The sequence below is a fragment of the Flavobacterium xanthum genome (genome assembly GCF_900142695.1).
Classification (GTDB): Bacteria; Bacteroidota; Bacteroidia; order Flavobacteriales; family Flavobacteriaceae; genus Flavobacterium; species Flavobacterium xanthum.
Map to the genome: position 1 here is coordinate 1 of NZ_FRBU01000007.1, position 18,320 is coordinate 18,320.

Genomic DNA, 18,320 nt, shown 5'->3' on the forward strand with positions numbered 1-18,320 from the left:
ACCTCGGAAAAGGCATCAATTTGATTCTCCAAATGAAGTATATTTACAATTATTAAACAATAATCAGGAATTCGCATTAATTAATTGAATCCACCTAACTAAAATTGTTGAAACCGCTTTCATAACAAATCTCAGTAATACTGATGGGTTTCTCCGCCAGCAATTTCGAAGCATGAACCAAGCGATAATCATTGACGAATTTGGTAAAAGTTTTATTCGTAATCTTTTTGAAATACCTACAAAAAGAAGGTTCTGTCATACTCACTAATTCTGAAACTTCTTCCAGCGTAATATGTTCCTGAAAATTATCTTTTACGTAATTAAAAACTGCGTTGATTCGGTCATTGTCTTGCATTTGCATTTCCATCGAAAATCCATCTGCATTCAAAACGGTCATTTCTTTAGATAATTAAAGTTCATTTAGAATACTTAACATGGTCAACAAGCGATCAAATTGCGTCTGCTGTTCCATTGATTCTATTTTCTTTCCTATATTTTTTTTGGTTTCATCATGAAAAGCAATTCCAGCTTTAGCTTGACTAAAAAGATTCCGAATATTCGTCATTTCCGAAATATCAAAAAATCCATTGCCCAAGAAATCTGGTTTCATTTGGATTACCGTTTCGTTTTTATTGCCGGTTTCTTCATTGGTAAACCCACAATGCGGTAAATTACTTCCTATCAAAATCAAATCACCATCGGTATAATACGAAATGTGACTTCCAATCTGCCGTTTTCCGGAACCACCATTCACATAAACCAATTCAATTTCAGGATGGTAATGCCATAAGTGCGCCTTACTATTCGCGTTTTCAACATATTTCGAAAAGTAAAAAGAACTCCCAAACGATGGCGCAATACTTTCAAAAGCTGGCGGTATAATTTTCATACGAATCCGTATTTAGAATGAGCACAAATTTACCAAAAACAGACACTCAATTAACTTTTTTAACCTTAATCGATTTCGTAAAAGGTAAAATAGCACACTAATTAGAAAATTCAGCATTACTCATACGCAGTAAGTTGCATTAATTTAGCACCAGATAAGTATCATTATAAATCTAAAAATTTACAATTATGAAAAAGATTTTAAAATTTAGTTTAGTGTTAGCCGCAGTAGTATTGACTGCCGTACAAGCACATGCAGGAAATGCAGATTTTTCACTGGATTTAATAAAAGAAGAAGGAAAAACGGTGAGTTTTAGTTTGAAAGAGACAAAGAAAATTGATTTGTCCATTTACGACACCAATGACGGATTAATCTATCAAGAAAAAGTTACATCCGAAGATAATATCAGCAGAACATACGATTTGACTGCTTTACCAGACGGAATCTACTTCCTGAAAGCAGAGAGTGAACTTAAAATTTCAAAGTATAAAATTGAAATTATAGGCAACAAAACTAAATTAGCAGCTGATGCTATTTCTGAAGTGTACAAACCCGTTTTGGTAAACAAAAACGGAATGATTACCGTAAACATTTTAAACTTAGAAAAAGCTCCAGTTACTGTTGCACTTTACGACCCTAATCAAATAGAAGTCTATAATGAAACTTTAGCTGCCGACCTTTATGTTGGGAAAAAGTTTGACTTAACTAATGCTCAAAACGGTATATATACGTTTGAGATTACTTACAATGGCAAAACGTTTATCGAAACTGTTGCTACAAAGTAGTGATTAAATAAATAATCGTAATTAAAAGGCTGTCTTTTTTTGGAACAGCCTTTTGTTGTGGTAAAAATTGAAAACACTACAATTTATAGTTTAATTACAACCATCTATCCCGCAGCTGTCTCCATCAGTAGTGTTTAATAGCGTTGGTTTAGCTTCAAATTTGCCCTCTTCCCATACTTTTTCCAATGTTTTCACAAATGTTTCGACATGTTGCGCACCCGAAACTGCATATTTATTATCGAAAACAAAGAACGGAACGCCTTGAACACCGATAGATTGCGCCTCATTAATATCCTGCTGTACTTCATCTGCGTAAGCATTAGAATGCAATACTTCATCAATGGATTCAGCGTGTAGTCCTACTTCCAGTCCCAATGCTCTCAATGTATCCAAATCATTAATATTCCTACCATCGGTTAAATAGGCTTTGAATAACAACTCTTCTAGGTCATTTGCCAAATTATACTTTTTAGCCAAATGCAATAAGCGATGCGCATGCAATGAATTGGCCATAACCGCTTTTTCAAAATGAAAATCCAATCCTGAATTTTTAGCATTTTGCGTCATATCATTAAGCATTCCTTGAGCCCAATCTGCATCTTGTCTATATTTTTCTGCTAAATGCTCGACCATATTATCTTCTGGAGAAGCAATAAAACTTGGGTCCAACTGAAAACTCTTCCATTCAATCTGGACTGCGTCTTTATGTTCAAAATTTTGTAAAGCACCTTCTATTCTTCTTTTTCCTATGTAACAAAATGGACACATGATATCGGACCAGATTTGTATTTTTAATGTATTCTGCATCTTCTTTTATTTAATAATGATTAAATCATTTGTATATACAAATTTACGAAAAACAAACAGAAAATGAGCATACATTGTATTTATATTATGAATAGACAAATTAGAATTAGTTTACAACAGAACATAAAAAAAACCATTAACATTGCTATTGATGGTTTTTGAATTATCTTAAAATTTGGTTTATGCCAATAAATCTAGTACTAAAGAAGGAAACAATCCTAACGCGATGTTCAAAACAATAGCTACGACAGCCACTGCATAAATTACAAATGGAGTTGGTTTTTTTTCTTCATTTGGCTCTTTGGAATACATTGCCAAAATCAATTTAAAGTAGTAACCAACACTTATAATAGAGTTTACTACGGCTACAATTACTAACGCTAAATAACCCGCCTGAATCGTTTGGCTAAATAAAACCAACTTAGCGAAGAATCCAGCAAAAATAGGAATACCCGCCATAGAAAGTAAAGAAGCAGTAAGAATAGCCGCTAACAAAGGATTCGTTTTTCCTAAACCATGAAAATTTACAACATCTTCATTATCTCTATTTTTACAAACGTATAAGATTACACTAAAAGCAGCGATTCCAGATAGCGAATACGCTGAAGCATAATACAACAAACTTCCTGCTGAAGTAGAAAGACTAAGTAAAGTCATTAACATGAATCCTGCATGTGAAATACCGGAAAAAGCCAACATCCTTTTTACATTTGTTTGTCTCAATGCCATAATATTTCCTACGGTCATCGACGCCATAGAAATCACTACTACAACAATTTTGAATGACTCTGACACATCAGCATTCATAACGGATAACAATTTGTACAAAGTAGCCATAGCAACTACTTTAGCCAAGGTACTCATTAATGCGGTTGTCAATGCTGGAGAACCTTCATATACGTCTGGTGCCCAAAAGTGAAATGGAACTGCAGCCACTTTAAACAACATTCCTATCGTAACTAATACAATTCCAATAGGAAACCATACCGGCAATTCCGCTGATTGTGATAACTCACTGATTTCAGTAACATCAAAACTCCCCATCGCTCCATAAATCAAACAGATACCAAAAAGAATGATTCCAGAAGCAAAGGATCCCATTAAGAAATACTTCATTCCCGCCTCGTTACTCTTTAGATTCATACGATCACTAGCAGCAAGTACATAGAGCGAAATAGACAATACTTCGATTCCTAAAAAGAACATGGCTAAGTTTCCAAAAGAAACCATTGCCACCGCCCCAGCCAATAAAAATATTTTTATGGCAATATAATCAGAGATTTTAGATTGGTGATTTTCGTAAAAATTATGTCCTAAAGTCACTAAGAAAATAGTTAGAACAATAAACAAAGACGAAAAAGTAGTCGAAAATTTACTCACAACAATCATATTGTTATAGTAACTTTCTGTTGAATTAAATTCAGAGATAGTCAAACCAAGAACTCCTAACAATCCAATAATTGTAAGTGGCACAATGGCTTTTCGTAAATTAAAAATTTCAAATAAAAGGCATAAAACACCTAATCCTATTATAGCTATTAATGTATTCATTTTTTTACTTGACTTAGTTTATTCGGTTTATTTGAATTAAAATTTCTTCAAGACTTGGTGTGATCAAATCTATAATCGGTTTTGGATACATTCCAAAAAAGAATAACACGGCGATTATTAGTACCAAAGTTATCCCTTCGTTGCTAGTTACATCCGTAAATATTCGTGTATTAGTTTCACCTAACATGGCCTGTTGAAACATTTTCAACATATAATAGGCTCCTAAAATTATCGTAGTTCCCCCTAATATGGCAAACCAAATATTAATTTGTGAAAGACTGTATAAAACGGTAAATTCTCCAACAAAGTTAAACGTAGATGGCAACGCAACTGAAGCCACAACTAAGATTAAAAACATGGAGGTGAATTTTGGTGTCTGCGAACGAATACCCCCCATTTCAGCAATTACTCTAGTTTCATATCTTCTGAAAATGATCTCCGCAATATAAAACAATCCAACAACCACAAATCCATGAGCAATCATTTGTAAAACTGCTCCACGTAATCCGTCTAACGTCAAAGTATAGCTACCTGCAGCAATTAAACCCACGTGCGCTAAGGACGAATAAGCCAATAATTTCTTTAAATCTTTCTGTTTCAAAGCCACGATAGATCCGTAAATCACACCTGCAATCCCAAGTCCAATAAAAATATACATATATTCTTTAGCGGCCATTGGAGCCAAAGGCAATTGCCAACGAATAACGCTATACAATCCCATTTTTAACATGATCCCAGATAAAAGCATCGTTCCAACGGTCGGTGCTTTTTGGTACACATTGGCTTGCCAAGTGTGAAATGGAATTAATGGAATCTTTATGGCATACGCCAAGAAAAAAGCTAGGAATATCCATAACTGTTCTGCAGCAGATAAATTTACTTTGTACAAGTCCTCTAATAAAAAGCTTCCCGCTTTTTGATACAGATAAACAAATGCTACTAGCATGAACAAGGAACCTGCTAGGGTATAAATAAAGAATTTAACAACTGCTTTTTTACGTTCTTCTGCATCTCCGTTACCCCAAACCAAAGCGATGAAGTAAATAGGTATTAAAGATAATTCCCAAAAAATATAATACAATAAACCGTCTGATGCTAAGAATGTTCCCGCCATAGCAAAAGACATAAACAAAATCAAAGCATAAAATGATTTGGAATTTTTAAATTCATTTCCAAAAGAAGAAAATATAATGATAGGAGTCAAAACAGTAGTCAGTAAAACCATAGCCAATGACAATCCATCTGCTTTCAGCGCAAAAGATATATTGGGTTGTGTGATCCACTGATTGATGAAACTAATATTTTCACCTAAATTATAGTGATTTAATAATACAATAGAAGCGCCTGCAGCAGCTAAGCCAAACAACAATGCTACTTTTGAAGCTAGTTTATCACCCGCGAGAAAGGTTGCAAAAGCACCAACTAAAAGAATAATTAAAATAAGAGATACGTTCATAATGAAAAATTATTGAGCTAAAAATAAATAAGAAACAATGGCACAAAGTCCTAAAACAAAGGCAAAAAGATAAAGACCTATACTTCCGTTTTGTACTTTCTTTCCTTGATAACTTATTTCGTTGGTCAGTTTTCCGAATCCAAAAACCAAAGCTGATAAACCTGATTCTACTGTATCTCTGAAAAAACGAGACAAGAAATTAATCGGTTTGACAAAAATAGCATCATAAAATTCATCAACATAATATTTATTGTAGAGCACTTTAGAAAATCCTGTAATCGCTGCATCTTCGCTTGGGACAGCATTTTGTTTTATGTATTTGGCGTAAGCAATACCAATACCAACTAATCCGCCTATAACAGCAATAGCCATCAAGATATATTCAGTAGTTCCTAAATGGTGTTCAGCGGTTGCTAACTTAGGTAAAATAGGAGTTAAATACTCATTCAACCAACTATTTCCAGGCAAACTAATCAATCCACCGATAGTAGCTAAAAATGCTAGAACAATCAATGGAATGGTGATCAACGGAGAACTTTCGTGCAAATGGTGTTTTTGTTCTGCAGTTCCTCTAAATTCTTTAAAGAACGTCAAGAACATTAAACGGAACATATAAAAAGCTGTCATTATAGAAGCAATAGAAGCCACAACCCATAACGGTATGTTGTGATGAAACGCCACTAATAAGATTTCATCCTTAGAGAAAAAACCAGAAAACAATGGAACTCCTGAAATAGCCAATGACGCAATAAGCATGGTCGCAAATGTAATTGGCATTGCTTTTTTCAAACCACCCATGTTGCGCATATCTTGTTCTCCGTGCAACGCGTGAATAACGGAACCGGATCCTAAGAACAAACAAGCTTTGAAGAAAGCGTGAGTAATCACATGGAAAACAGCCACTTCGTAAGCACCCAATCCCAAAGCCAAGAACATTAATCCCAATTGTGAAACGGTAGAATAAGCCAATACTTTTTTGATGTCATTTTGAACTAAACCAATTGTTGCCGCTACTAAAGCCGTAACAGCTCCCACTATGGCAATTATATTTTGGACATCCGGAGTCAAATCAAACAAGAAATTTAATCTCGTAATCATAAAAATCCCTGCAGTAACCATCGTCGCTGCGTGAATCAATGCCGATACTGGCGTTGGACCTGCCATCGCATCCGGCAACCACGTATATAAGGGTATTTGTGCGGACTTACCGCAAGCTCCAATAAACAAAGCAAATGCAGCTACCGAAAGCCAATACATATTAAGATCAGTTGCGCCAGAAATAGCCGTTTTCAATGTGGCAAAATCTAAAGTAGAAAATAACATTCCTAAAATAAAAATCCCAATCAACAACCCTAAATCACCAATACGATTCATAATGAATGCCTTTTTTGCCGCATCATTAAATTCTTGGTTTTTATGCCAGAATCCAATCAACAAATAGGAACAAAGACCAACGCCTTCCCATCCGATGAACATTACTAATAAATTGCTACCAATTACTAGTGTAATCATGAAAAATACAAACAGATTCAAATAGGCAAAATATTTATGCATATTCTCATCATCATACATGTAATTGATCGAATACAAATGAATCAATGAACCAATTCCAGTAACGAATAGCAACCATAAAACGGATAATTGATCCAATTGAAATCCAAAATCAACTTTAAAATTACTGATTTGAATCCATTCAAAAAGTGAAATATGAATCCCTTCTGGTATTGCAGCAATTGCTCCAAAGAAATAAAATGTGACCGCAAATGAAACAGCAACAGCCATTGTCCCGATTATTCCGGACAATGTTTTTCCCAAACGCGATCCAAATAAAATATTTAATAAAAATCCTAAAAAAGGAGCTAATAATAAGAGTAAAGCTAAATTCGTATTCATTATAGTTTATCCTTTTAAGTTTTTCAAATTATCGATAGTAATAGAGCCTAAGTTTCTAAAAATAGAAACTAAAATTGCCAATCCTACGGCAACTTCTGCCGCAGCAACTGCCATCGAGAAAAACACAAAAACTTGTCCTTGCGCATCTTGATGATAAGTCGAAAATGCAACGAACAAAAGATTCACGGCATTCAGCATTATTTCTATCGACATAAATACGATTATGGCATTTCGTCTGTACAATACTCCGAAAACACCAATACAAAAAAGTATTACGCTTAGGAATATATAATTTTCAATACCAATGTGGTTTAAAATATTGTTCATCTTATTTTTGCAATTTTTCTTTTTTAGACAATAATACCGTTCCAATCATAGCCACTAAAAGTAAAATAGAAGCAAATTCAAATGGAACCATATATTCATTCAATAGTACTTTACCCAATACTTTTATAGACTGATAATCTTCGCCAGTAGTTACATATTCACCAACAATAGGTTTTGAGTTGATGAAAATAGCGATCAATATTAAACAAATTAAGCAAAAAGAAACAATTGCTCCTAAGCGCGTAATCCTAGGTCGGTGCACTTCTTTTTCTTCATTCAAATTCATCAACATAATGGTAAACAGGAATAAAATCATAATCGCTCCAGAATACACAATAATATGAACAATCGCTAAAAACTGGGAGTTTAATAAAAGATAATGACCTGCTATCGAAAAGAAACAAATCACTAAATAAATAGCACTATGAATTGGATTTCTACTGAAGATTGTCAAAAAAGCGGTTGCCAAAGTTACCGCGGATAGTACGCAAAAAATTATAAGTATCGTAGACATTAATTAGCGTTTTTAAGTTGAGCATTTTTCATTGCGATATCTAAAGGCATCACTAATTTATCTTTTCCAAAAATAAAATCTTCTCTTTCGTAACTCGAAGGAACTAATACTTTGGAGGTAGTCAAATAAATTGCATCTTTAGGACAAGCCTCCTCACACAAGCCGCAAAAAATACAACGCAACATATTAATTTCATAAATAGAAGCATATTTTTCTTCTCTGTACAAATGTTTTTCATCGGCTTTGCGTTCTTCCGCCTTCATCGTAATTGCTTCCGCTGGACAAGACAACGCACACAAACCACAAGCCGTGCAATTTTCCCGACCTTCTTCATCACGTTTCAACATGTGTTGACCGCGATAAACCGGACTCATTTCACGTACCTGCTCTGGATATTGAATCGTTACTTTTCTAGTAAACAAATGCTGAATTGTAATTATTAATCCTTTGACAATCGCAACAAGATACATTCTTTCCCAAAAAGTCATCTCCTTGTTAGAGACTAGCTTTTTTCTTCCCGATAAGGATATACTTTCTATACTCATTTTTTATTTTATTTGTAGCTGTTTCCTGCTATCCGTTTCAATCTTTTAATCGCTGCGGCGATTAAAAGGATTTATACTGCTATCAGGGCTAGGGCTTTTTCTGTCTCAATTCTATTTTATCTTGCTATTTCTTGCTCTCCATTTGGATTGTTAAAAACCAAAATAGGCCGCAATATCCGCTCTTAACATTACAATTCCAGTAATCATAATATTTACAATCGATAACGGAATTAGTATCCTCCAACCCAAATGCATCAATTGATCGTATCTAAATCTTGGAATAGTCCATCGAACCCACATAAAGAAAAATATAAACCCACACAATTTGATAAACAAAGCACCAAATCCCATTATATTGGCAATATTTACACCCCAATTTTCAACAACCCAACTCATTCCTGGATAATTATATCCTCCAAAGAATAAAACTGCTAAAATGGTAGAGGAGATAAACATATTGGCATATTCAGCAAATAAATAGAATCCCATTTTCATCGATGAATATTCTGTGTGGTATCCTCCAATTAATTCTGTTTCACATTCCGCTAAATCAAAAGGTGTTCTGTTGGCTTCTGCGAAAGCACAAATTAAAAAGATAATAAAAGATAAGGGTTGGTAAAAAACATTCCAATCCATCCCAGCTTGTTGCGCCGAAATTTCTCTTAAACTTAAAGTCCCAGTCATCATTAATAAGGCGATCAAGGAAAGTCCCATGGCAACTTCATAAGAAACCATTTGCGAAGCAGCACGAACAGCTCCAATCAAAGAGAATTTATTATTTGAAGCCCAACCCCCAATCATAATTCCATAAACTCCCACGGATACAACTCCAATAAAATATAATAAACCTATATTCAAATCGGTGGCTTGTAATAAAATATCTCTTCCAAACAAGTGCAATCTGTCTCCCCAGGGAATCACAGCACTTGTCATCAAAGCCGTACTCATTGCAATAGCAGGACCTACAAAAAACAAAAAACGATTTGGTGTATTCGGTTCAAATTCCTCTTTCGAGAATAATTTTAAACCATCAGCTAGCGGTTGAAACAATCCAAAAGGACCCGCTCTGTTAGGTCCAACACGATCTTGAAGCCAGGCGGCCACCTTACGTTCCGCCCAAGTGGAATACATTGCCATCAACATTGTTAAAGCAAAAACCGCTACAATAATGACACCTTTTTCTATGATAATAGTACTATCCATTATTGCCCAAACTTTTTTGATTTATAATATCTTCTTCGGTCAATGGAAATTCAGCCATACTGATTTTTTTACGATCTTCTTCTCTACCAATAAGGATATGCGATTCAGTAGCTATTTCAACTTTTTCTAACTTTCTGTTGTATTTATTTTGATTGATAACCGAGTCTTTTTCAAAAGCTCTTGGCCCTTCAATAATCCAGTCTTTCACTTCTTTGTGATCAAAACGACAACCATTACAAATAAACTCATCTACTTCATGGTATTCGTCTTTTCTTCCAGTAACACGTTGAATTTCGTCACCAAACATCCAAACGGTAGTTTTTCCAGAACAAGTAGGGCAATCTCTATGTGCGTTATACGGCTTACTGAACCAAACTCTAGATTTAAATCGAAACGTTTTATCCGTCAATGCGCCTACTGGACAAACATCTATCATATTTCCTGAGAACTCATTATCAACCGCTTTTGAAATACAAGTCGATATATTCGAATGATCTCCTCTATCCATAACTCCGTGAACACGATCATCTGTCAATTGATCTGCTACCATTACACAACGGTAGCAAAGAATACAACGATTCATGTGCAACTGAATATTTGGACCTATATTCTCTGGTTCAAAAGTTCTCTTTTCCTCAATAAAACGAGTTTCTGATTTCCCGTGCTCAAAGCTTAAGTTTTGCAAATCACATTCTCCTGCTTGATCACAAACGGGACAATCTAAGGGGTGATTGATCAACAAAAATTCAGTTACTGATTTCCTTGCTTCTTGCACTCGAGGCGAGGATTTACTATTCACTTCCATTCCGTCCATGCAACCGGTTACACAAGATGCCATTAATTTTGGCATTGGTCTTGGATCCGCTTCACTTCCTTTAGCAACTTCCACTAAACAACAACGGCATTTTCCACCGCTTCCTTTTAGTTTAGAATAATAGCACATCGCTGGCGGAACTACTTCTCCACCTATCATACGTGCTGCCTGCAGGATGGTTGTTCCTGGTTCAACTTCTATTGAATGTCCGTCTATTGTTACTTTCATTATTTAACTCTATTTAACTCCTACGGAGTATCTTATTTCTGAAATCAAAAATCGTTAATCAGCAATCTTAAATCAATTCCTTCGCTACTAAATACTTTACTTTTTCAAAAGGTTCAGCAACAAAATGATCTCTATTTTTTATTTTTTCTGGGAAACGAATGTGGTATTCAAATTCCTCTCTAAAGTGGCGAATCGCTGCTGCCACTGGCCAAGCTGCTGCATCTCCCAATGGACAAATCGTATTTCCCTCAATTTTACTTTGAATACTCAACAGCAAATCGATATCTTCTTCACGACCGTGACCATTTTCTATTCGGTGCAATACTTTTTCCATCCACCCAGTACCTTCACGACAAGGGGAACATTGTCCACAGCTTTCATGGTGATAAAAGCGAGAGAAATTCCAAGTATTACGAACAATACAAGATGTATCATTGTAAACAATAAATCCACCTGATCCTAACATCGATCCTGTTGCAAATCCACCGTCACTCAAGGATTCGTATGACATCAAACGATCCTCACCGTTAGCTGTTTTATAAATTAAATGAGCGGGTAAAACAGGAACAGAACTTCCTCCTGGCACAAATGCTTTCAATGGTCTGTCAGAACTCATTCCACCTAAATATTCATCAGAATTCATGAATTCATAGACACTTAAACCCAATTCAATTTCGTAAACACCAGGATTTTTAATGTGTCCTGAAGCTGAAATTAACTTAGTTCCTGTAGAACGACCAATACCAATTTTAGCATATTCTGCACCTGAATTATTTACAATCCAAGGCACTGCGGCAATAGTCTCTACGTTATTTACAACCGTTGGATTTGACCAAAGTCCTGAAATAGCAGGAAAGGGTGGCTTAATACGAGGATTTCCTCTTTTCCCTTCCAAAGATTCAATCAGCGCGGTTTCTTCTCCACAAATGTAAGCTCCAGCACCACAATGAACATAAAGTTCTAAATCGTAGCCTGAACCTAGTATGTTTTTCCCCAAAAACCCAGCAGCTTTTGCTTCGTTTATGGCTCTCTCTAATATTTTATAAACCCACATGTACTCTCCACGAATGTAGATATAAGATAGGTTTGCTCCCAATGCATAACTAGAAGTAATCATTCCTTCAATCAATAAATGAGGAATAAATTCCATCAAATAACGATCCTTGAAAGTTCCTGGCTCTGACTCATCCGCATTGCAAACTAAATGTCTCGGTTTTCCTGATTTTTTATCAATAAAACTCCATTTCATTCCAGCTGGGAATCCAGCTCCACCACGGCCACGTAATCCAGAAGTTTTCACTTCCTCTACTACTTCATCCGGTGTTAATGTTTTCAGGGCTTTTTCTACAGATGCATATCCTCCGTTTGCACGGTATACTTCGTAGGTTTTAATTCCTGGAATAGTTACTTTGTCTAATAATATTTTTTGTGACATATTATATATCGTGTAGTATTATTGTATCATTTTTGCAATCTTCAATTAGCTGATCTACTTTTTCCTTTGTCAAATGTTCTTTGTAAAAATCACCTAGTTGCATCATTGGCGCATAGCCACAAGCTCCTAAACATTCTACACCTCTTACCTCAAAAAGACCATCTGGAGTAGGCTCGCCTACTTTTACACCTAGCTTTTCACAGGTATAATCCATAAGATCTTCTACACCATTCAGACAACATGGAGAAGTTTGGCAAAATTCAAACATGTATTTCCCGATTGGCCTTTGATTGTACATGGTATAAAATGAAACTACTTCATAAACCTCAATAGGTTTTATTTGAATAATTTCGGCTACTTTATCCATCAATTCAATACTCAACCAATTCTCGTGCGCATCTTGAACTTCATGCAAAACCGGCAATAGAGCCGATTTTCTTTTGTCTTCAGGATAATGATTGATTAACTCATTGATGCGAGACATCAATGCTTCAGTTATGTTTATTTCTTGTTTGTAATGTGTTCTTTCCATTTTTCTTTTAAATCTGAAATCTAAAATCGTTAATCAGCAATCTTAATTCGTTAAGCGTCTAGCTCGCCTGCAATAACATTTAAACTCGACAAAATAACAATCGCATCTGAGAGCAAAGCTCCTTTAATCATTTCTGGATACGCTTGGTAGTAAATAAAACAAGGTCTACGAAAGTGCAATCTATAAGGTGTTCGACTTCCGTCAGTAACTAGATAAAAACCTAATTCTCCATTTCCACCTTCTACAGGATGATAAACTTCGGCCACTGGAACAGGAACCTCTCCCATTACAATTTTGAAATGATAAATCAACGATTCCATACTTGTGTAAACATCTTCTTTTGGAGGAAGGTAATAATCCGGAACATCAGCGTGAAAGTCATTTCCTTCTGGCATCTTTGCTAGTGCTTGACGAATGATACTTAAACTTTCCCATACTTCAGCATTACGAACACAAAAACGGTCGTAGGTATCACCTGATTTCCCTACAGGAATAATAAAGTCAAAATCTTCGTAAGAAGAGTAGGGCTGCGATACTCGAACATCATAATCAACTCCTGCAGCACGTAAATTTGGACCAGTAAAACCATAAGCCATGGCTTGTTCAGCGGATATTGGTCCAACATTTACTGTTCTATCAATAAATATTCTATTTCTTTCAAATAAGTTTTCAAATTCCTTCCAAGCAGCTGGAAATTCTTCTAAAAACGTGTTTAGTAATTCAAATGCCTTTGGTGACCAATCTCTTTCGAAACCACCAATTCGACCCATATTAGTAGTCAAACGTGCTCCACAAATTTCTTCGTAGATCTCGTATACTTTTTCTCTAAATTGGAATACATATAAAAATCCAGTATAGGCTCCAGTATCCACACCAAGGATAGAATTACAGATGATATGATCCGTGATTCTTGCCAATTCCATTACTATAACTCTTAAATATTGCGCTCTTTTAGGAACTTCAATATCCAACAATTTTTCTAATGTCATCCACCAACCCATGTTGTTTATAGGTGATGAACAATAATTCATTCTGTCCGTAAGTGGCGTGATTTGGTAAAAAGGACGGTTTTCTGCAATTTTTTCGAAAGCTCTGTGAATGTAACCAATGGTTGGTTCCGCTTCCAGAATTCTTTCTCCATCCATCAGCAAGATATTCTGAAAAATACCATGTGTAGCTGGGTGTGTTGGTCCTAAATTCAAGATAGAAAGCTCGCTTCCGTCTTCATTTAGTTGTTCTTTAATTCTTTTAGCATAGCGATGCTCTGGTGGTAATAATAGTTCTGACATTTATTTAATGTGAAAAATTATAATAGTGTGTGTTTTTAATAATTGTCGGTTGTTCTTCCAAAGAAACGATCATCTTTATCTGTTCTTCCGCTATCTTCCATCGGGAATTCTTTTCGCATTGGAAAAGAAATCATTTCATCCATATTTAAAATTCTTTTCAACTGAGGATGTCCTATGAAGTTTATTCCATAAAAATCATACGTTTCTCTTTCCATCCAATTGGAGCATAAGAAAATATTTGATATTGATTTTATTTCTGGATTTTCACCCTTGATATAGGTTTTGATCTTGATTCTTTTGTTTTCATACCAATTATGTAAATGATATACCACTGCAAATTGATGCTCTTCATCATTGTCAGGATAATGAATCCCACATAAATCTGTTAAAAAATGAAAACGTAATGTTGGATCATTTTTCAAAAAAAGAATCACTGCAGTTATTTTATCCGCAGCGACTTCAAATGAAAACAGATCTCTTTCTTGCTTGAATTCAAAAACAACTGAATCAAATGATTCAACTAATTTTTCTTGAATTTGTATCGTTTCTAAAGCCATTATTTATTTGATGTTATAAGAAGCTAATAATTCTTGGTATTCAGGAGAACTTCTTCTTCTTACCGATTCTGTTCTCACCAACTCTTGCAATTTCATAACGCCATCTACAATTTGTTCCGGTCTTGGTGGACAACCTGGGACATAAACATCAACCGGAATCACTTTATCAATCCCTTGCAAAACGGAATACGTGTCAAAGATTCCACCAGATGAAGCACAAGCTCCCACAGCGATTACCCAACGAGGTTCCGACATTTGCTCATAAACCTGACGTAAAATAGGCGCCATTTTTTTTGAAATCGTTCCCATTACCATTAACATATCCGCTTGACGAGGAGAAAAACTAACGCGCTCCGAACCAAATCGTGCTAAATCGTAATGCGAAGCCATCGTTGCCATAAATTCGATTCCGCAACAAGAAGTGGCGAAAGGCAAAGGCCACAATGAATTTGCACGAGCCATTCCCACTACGTCATTAAGTTTTGTAGCGAAGAAACCTTCACCAACAACACCCTCTGGAGGGGCAACCATATTTATATTTGAATCACTCATTTTTTGTTATTTAGAATTAAAAATTCTGAATTATAAATTAAAAAAAACTTTTTATAATTTATAATTCAACATTTAAAATAAATTTTACTCCCACTCCAACGCTTTCTTTTTGATGATGTAGAAAAAACCCACCAAAAGCAAAAGCATAAAGATCACCATTTTCACCATTCCTTCCATTCCCAACTCCTTGAAATTTATTGCCCATGGATAGAGAAAAATAACCTCAACATCAAACAAAACAAATAAAATCGCAACAAGAAAATATTTTACTGAAAAGGGTATTCTAGCGTTTCCAACGGACTCAATTCCGCACTCGAAGTTTTTATCTTTGTTTTCAGAAGAACGTTTAGGACCTAATTTCCCTGAAACTATTATCGTTCCTACAACAAATCCTACAGCTAAAATAAACTGCATTAAAATAGGAATATAATTTAATTGATCGGATTGCATATGGCAGTTATTTATGAATAAGAATAAGCGACAAAGATAACTTTCAAATTATTAAATAACAATTAAAACAAAGAAATACATCGCCACTACATCGATGTAAATTTACAATTTTTATTTATTATAAATAAGAAACGACGGTTCTATTAAGATGTGTTTAACGTTTAGAGGATTTAACAACACTAATACATCGCATTCTTATGCCCATTTAGGATGGATATAAAACAAAAAAAACGTTCCGAATTTAATCGAAACGTTTTACACATTCTTAGACAAAAAATAAATTTTTTGCTTAGATAACTGCTACTTTCGCAGCAACTTTTCCTTTTCTTCCTTCTTCTTCTTCATAGCTTACTCTATCACCTTCGCGTAATTCTTCCGCGTTGATTCCTGATGCATGAACAAAAATGTCTTTTCCTGTTTCTTCGTCTGTAATGAATCCGTAACCTTTAGATTCATTGAAAAATTTAACTGTACCTGTACGCATTGTAATTGTAATAATAATTTATAATGAGGCAAATGTAATATTTAATATAATACGAAATACTATCTTATGTTTTTATTTTGTAAAAATATTGATATTCAACGTTTTCTAACAAATTTTACCGATGAACAACAATTAAACTAATTTAATGTGAAGCTCTTTCAGCTGCGATTCATCTATTTTAGATGGAGCATCAATCATAACATCTCTTCCAGAATTATTTTTTGGAAAAGCAATAAAATCACGAATGGTTTCCTGCCCACCTAAAATTGCGACTAACCTGTCCAGTCCAAAAGCCAAACCTCCATGAGGCGGCGCACCAAATTGGAACGCATCCATTAAAAATCCGAATTGTGCTTTCGCATCTTCTTCGGTGAAACCTAAATATTTGAACATTAATTGTTGTGTTGCTTTATCGTGAATACGAATTGATCCACCACCGATTTCATTTCCATTTAAAACCATATCATACGCATTGGCACGAACTTTCCCTGGATCTGTTTCTAATAAGTGCATGTCTTCCGGTTTTGGGGAAGTAAACGGGTGATGCATGGCATGGTAACGACCACTTTCTTCATCAAACTCTAATAATGGAAAATCAACTACCCAAAGCGGAGCAAATTCCGCTGGATTTCTTAAGCCTAAGCGAGTTGCTAATTCCATTCGCAATGCACTCAACTGTGTTCTTGTTTTATCCGTAGGACCAGAAAGTACAAAAATCATATCTCCAGGTTTTGCTCCGGTAATTTTTGCCCATTGCGCTAAATCATCTTGATCGTAGAATTTATCAACGGATGATTTATAGGTTCCGTCTTCATTGCATTTTACATAAACCATTCCGGATGCGCCTACTTGAGGACGTTTTACCCAGTCAATTAATCCATCTATTTCCTTACGAGTATAGTTTCCAACTCCCGGAACTGCAATACCAACCACAAATTCAGCAGCATTAAAAACAGGGAATTCTTTGTGTTGTGTTACTTGATTTAATTCCCCAAATTCCATTCCGAAACGGATATCCGGTTTGTCATTTCCGTATGTTTTCATCGCATATTCGTAGGTAATTCTTGGGAATTTTTCTACTTCGATGCCTTTAATTTCTTTTAGTAAATGTCTTGTCAATCCTTCAAAAACATTCAAAATATCTTCTTGCTCCACAAAAGCCATTTCACAATCGATTTGTGTAAATTCCGGTTGTCTGTCTGCACGTAAATCTTCATCACGGAAACATTTCACGATTTGGAAATACTTATCCATTCCACCCACCATCAATAATTGCTTGAACGTTTGAGGCGATTGTGGTAATGCATAAAACTGACCTTCATTCATTCTGGAAGGCACCACAAAATCTCTAGCTCCTTCTGGAGTAGATTTAATTAAATAAGGCGTTTCAACTTCACAGAAATCTAAATCAGAAAGATATTTACGCACTTCCATGGCTACTTTATGACGAAACATCAAACTGTTTTTTACCGGATTTCTTCGAATGTCAAGGTAACGATACTTCATTCGGATATCTTCGCCACCATCCGTTTCATCCTCTATTGTAAAAGGAGGCGTCAATGATGCATTTAGAATAGTCAACTCCGTAACTAAAATTTCAATATCACCCGTGGTCATGTTTTTGTTTTTGGCTTCCCGCTCAATAACAGCACCTTTAACTTGGATTACAAATTCACGACCTAATGTTTTAGCCAACTCAAAAACAGATTTTTCCGAACGACCTTCGTCAAAAATTAACTGCGTAACTCCATAACGGTCGCGTAAATCAACCCAATTCATAAATCCCTTATCTCGGGATTTTTGAACCCATCCCGCAAGTGTAACTTCTGTATTAATATGTGAGGCATTCAATTCGCCACAGTTATGACTTCTATACATGTTCTAAATTTTTGATTATTTTGCCCTTTGGACACCGCTGCAAATTTAGGACTAATTATGAATAATGAATTGCGAATTCACAAATTTTAGTGATTGGTTTCAAAGCCCATTTTATTTCGAATGTTAAATTT

The 18,320-nt window shown here is 35.2% G+C and carries 18 protein-coding genes and 1 pseudogene; 1 reads left to right on the forward strand and 18 read right to left on the reverse strand.

All coding sequences use genetic code 11. The features are described 5' to 3' along the window. Positions 1 to 97 precede the first annotated feature (97 nt). Positions 98 to 889, reverse strand: a pseudogene (locus BUC11_RS04250) (AraC family transcriptional regulator); the annotation flags it as partial. Positions 890 to 1,077: 188 nt separating this feature from the next. On the opposite strand from BUC11_RS04250, the gene BUC11_RS04255 reads away from it, so the two are divergent. Further along, positions 1,078 to 1,674 (forward strand): hypothetical protein, encoded by a 597-nt coding sequence (locus tag BUC11_RS04255; RefSeq protein ID WP_073352255.1) that lies wholly within the window; start codon positions 1,078 to 1,080, stop codon positions 1,672 to 1,674. 90 nt (positions 1,675 to 1,764) lie between these two features. On the opposite strand, the gene BUC11_RS04260 is transcribed toward BUC11_RS04255, so the two are convergent. The 17 genes from BUC11_RS04260 to aspS form a co-directional block, all read right to left on the reverse strand. Continuing rightward, a complete protein-coding gene (locus tag BUC11_RS04260; RefSeq protein WP_073352257.1) occupies positions 1,765 to 2,481 on the reverse strand; it encodes a DsbA family oxidoreductase in 717 nt (238 codons plus the stop codon). A 180-nt stretch (positions 2,482 to 2,661) separates the two neighbouring features. Then, the gene (locus BUC11_RS04265; RefSeq protein WP_073352259.1) at positions 2,662 to 4,032 is read right to left on the reverse strand and encodes an NADH-quinone oxidoreductase subunit N; all 1,371 of its coding nucleotides are present in this window, start codon (positions 4,030 to 4,032) and stop codon (positions 2,662 to 2,664) included. Between the two features lie 13 nt (positions 4,033 to 4,045). Beyond that, entirely contained in the window at positions 4,046 to 5,488 is a 1,443-nt protein-coding gene (locus BUC11_RS04270) for a complex I subunit 4 family protein (RefSeq protein WP_073352261.1), read from the reverse strand. 9 nt (positions 5,489 to 5,497) lie between these two features. Next, positions 5,498 to 7,381, reverse strand: coding sequence for an NADH-quinone oxidoreductase subunit L (gene nuoL, locus BUC11_RS04275; RefSeq protein ID WP_073352263.1), 1,884 nt, complete (start codon positions 7,379 to 7,381; stop codon positions 5,498 to 5,500). 6 nt (positions 7,382 to 7,387) lie between these two features. Then, on the reverse strand, positions 7,388 to 7,708 hold the full coding sequence (nuoK, locus tag BUC11_RS04280) for an NADH-quinone oxidoreductase subunit NuoK (protein WP_066079401.1): 321 nt from the start codon (positions 7,706 to 7,708) through the stop codon (positions 7,388 to 7,390). A 1-nt stretch (position 7,709) separates the two neighbouring features. Continuing rightward, complete coding sequence (locus tag BUC11_RS04285; protein ID WP_073352265.1) at positions 7,710 to 8,222, reverse strand: NADH-quinone oxidoreductase subunit J family protein; 513 nt, start codon at positions 8,220 to 8,222, stop codon at positions 7,710 to 7,712. Then, a complete protein-coding gene (locus BUC11_RS04290; protein WP_073352267.1) occupies positions 8,222 to 8,767 on the reverse strand; it encodes a NuoI/complex I 23 kDa subunit family protein in 546 nt (181 codons plus the stop codon). The genes BUC11_RS04285 and BUC11_RS04290 overlap by 1 nt, the downstream gene beginning before the upstream one ends. A 150-nt stretch (positions 8,768 to 8,917) precedes the next feature. Next, positions 8,918 to 9,970 carry an NADH-quinone oxidoreductase subunit NuoH gene (gene nuoH / locus BUC11_RS04295; protein WP_073352268.1) on the reverse strand — a complete coding sequence of 351 codons (1,053 nt, stop codon included), beginning with the start codon at positions 9,968 to 9,970 and terminating at the stop codon, positions 8,918 to 8,920. Continuing rightward, positions 9,963 to 11,012 (reverse strand): NADH-quinone oxidoreductase subunit G, encoded by a 1,050-nt coding sequence (locus BUC11_RS04300; RefSeq protein WP_073352270.1) that lies wholly within the window; start codon positions 11,010 to 11,012, stop codon positions 9,963 to 9,965. Before BUC11_RS04300 ends, nuoH begins: the two co-directional genes overlap by 8 nt. A 67-nt stretch (positions 11,013 to 11,079) precedes the next feature. Then, positions 11,080 to 12,447, reverse strand: coding sequence for an NADH-quinone oxidoreductase subunit NuoF (nuoF, locus tag BUC11_RS04305; protein ID WP_073352272.1), 1,368 nt, complete (start codon positions 12,445 to 12,447; stop codon positions 11,080 to 11,082). A gap of 1 nt (position 12,448) precedes the next feature. After that, positions 12,449 to 12,979, reverse strand: a complete 531-nt coding sequence (locus tag BUC11_RS04310) for a complex I 24 kDa subunit family protein (RefSeq protein WP_073352274.1) — start codon at positions 12,977 to 12,979, stop codon at positions 12,449 to 12,451. A gap of 50 nt (positions 12,980 to 13,029) precedes the next feature. Further along, positions 13,030 to 14,268, reverse strand: a complete 1,239-nt coding sequence (locus tag BUC11_RS04315) for an NADH-quinone oxidoreductase subunit D (RefSeq protein WP_073352276.1) — start codon at positions 14,266 to 14,268, stop codon at positions 13,030 to 13,032. A 35-nt stretch (positions 14,269 to 14,303) separates the two neighbouring features. After that, entirely contained in the window at positions 14,304 to 14,825 is a 522-nt protein-coding gene (locus BUC11_RS04320; RefSeq protein WP_073352277.1) for an NADH-quinone oxidoreductase subunit C, read from the reverse strand. 3 nt (positions 14,826 to 14,828) lie between these two features. Further along, positions 14,829 to 15,377 carry an NADH-quinone oxidoreductase subunit B gene (locus BUC11_RS04325; RefSeq protein ID WP_066079375.1) on the reverse strand — a complete coding sequence of 183 codons (549 nt, stop codon included), beginning with the start codon at positions 15,375 to 15,377 and terminating at the stop codon, positions 14,829 to 14,831. A gap of 84 nt (positions 15,378 to 15,461) precedes the next feature. Next, complete coding sequence (locus tag BUC11_RS04330) at positions 15,462 to 15,827, reverse strand: NADH-quinone oxidoreductase subunit A (RefSeq protein WP_066079373.1); 366 nt, start codon at positions 15,825 to 15,827, stop codon at positions 15,462 to 15,464. Between the two features lie 289 nt (positions 15,828 to 16,116). Further along, a complete protein-coding gene (locus BUC11_RS04335; protein WP_007137066.1) occupies positions 16,117 to 16,311 on the reverse strand; it encodes a cold-shock protein in 195 nt (64 codons plus the stop codon). A gap of 132 nt (positions 16,312 to 16,443) precedes the next feature. Further along, positions 16,444 to 18,189: an aspartate--tRNA ligase gene (gene aspS, locus BUC11_RS04340; RefSeq protein ID WP_073352279.1), complete on the reverse strand. Its 1,746-nt coding sequence runs from the start codon at positions 18,187 to 18,189 to the stop codon at positions 16,444 to 16,446. Positions 18,190 to 18,320 lie beyond the last annotated feature (131 nt).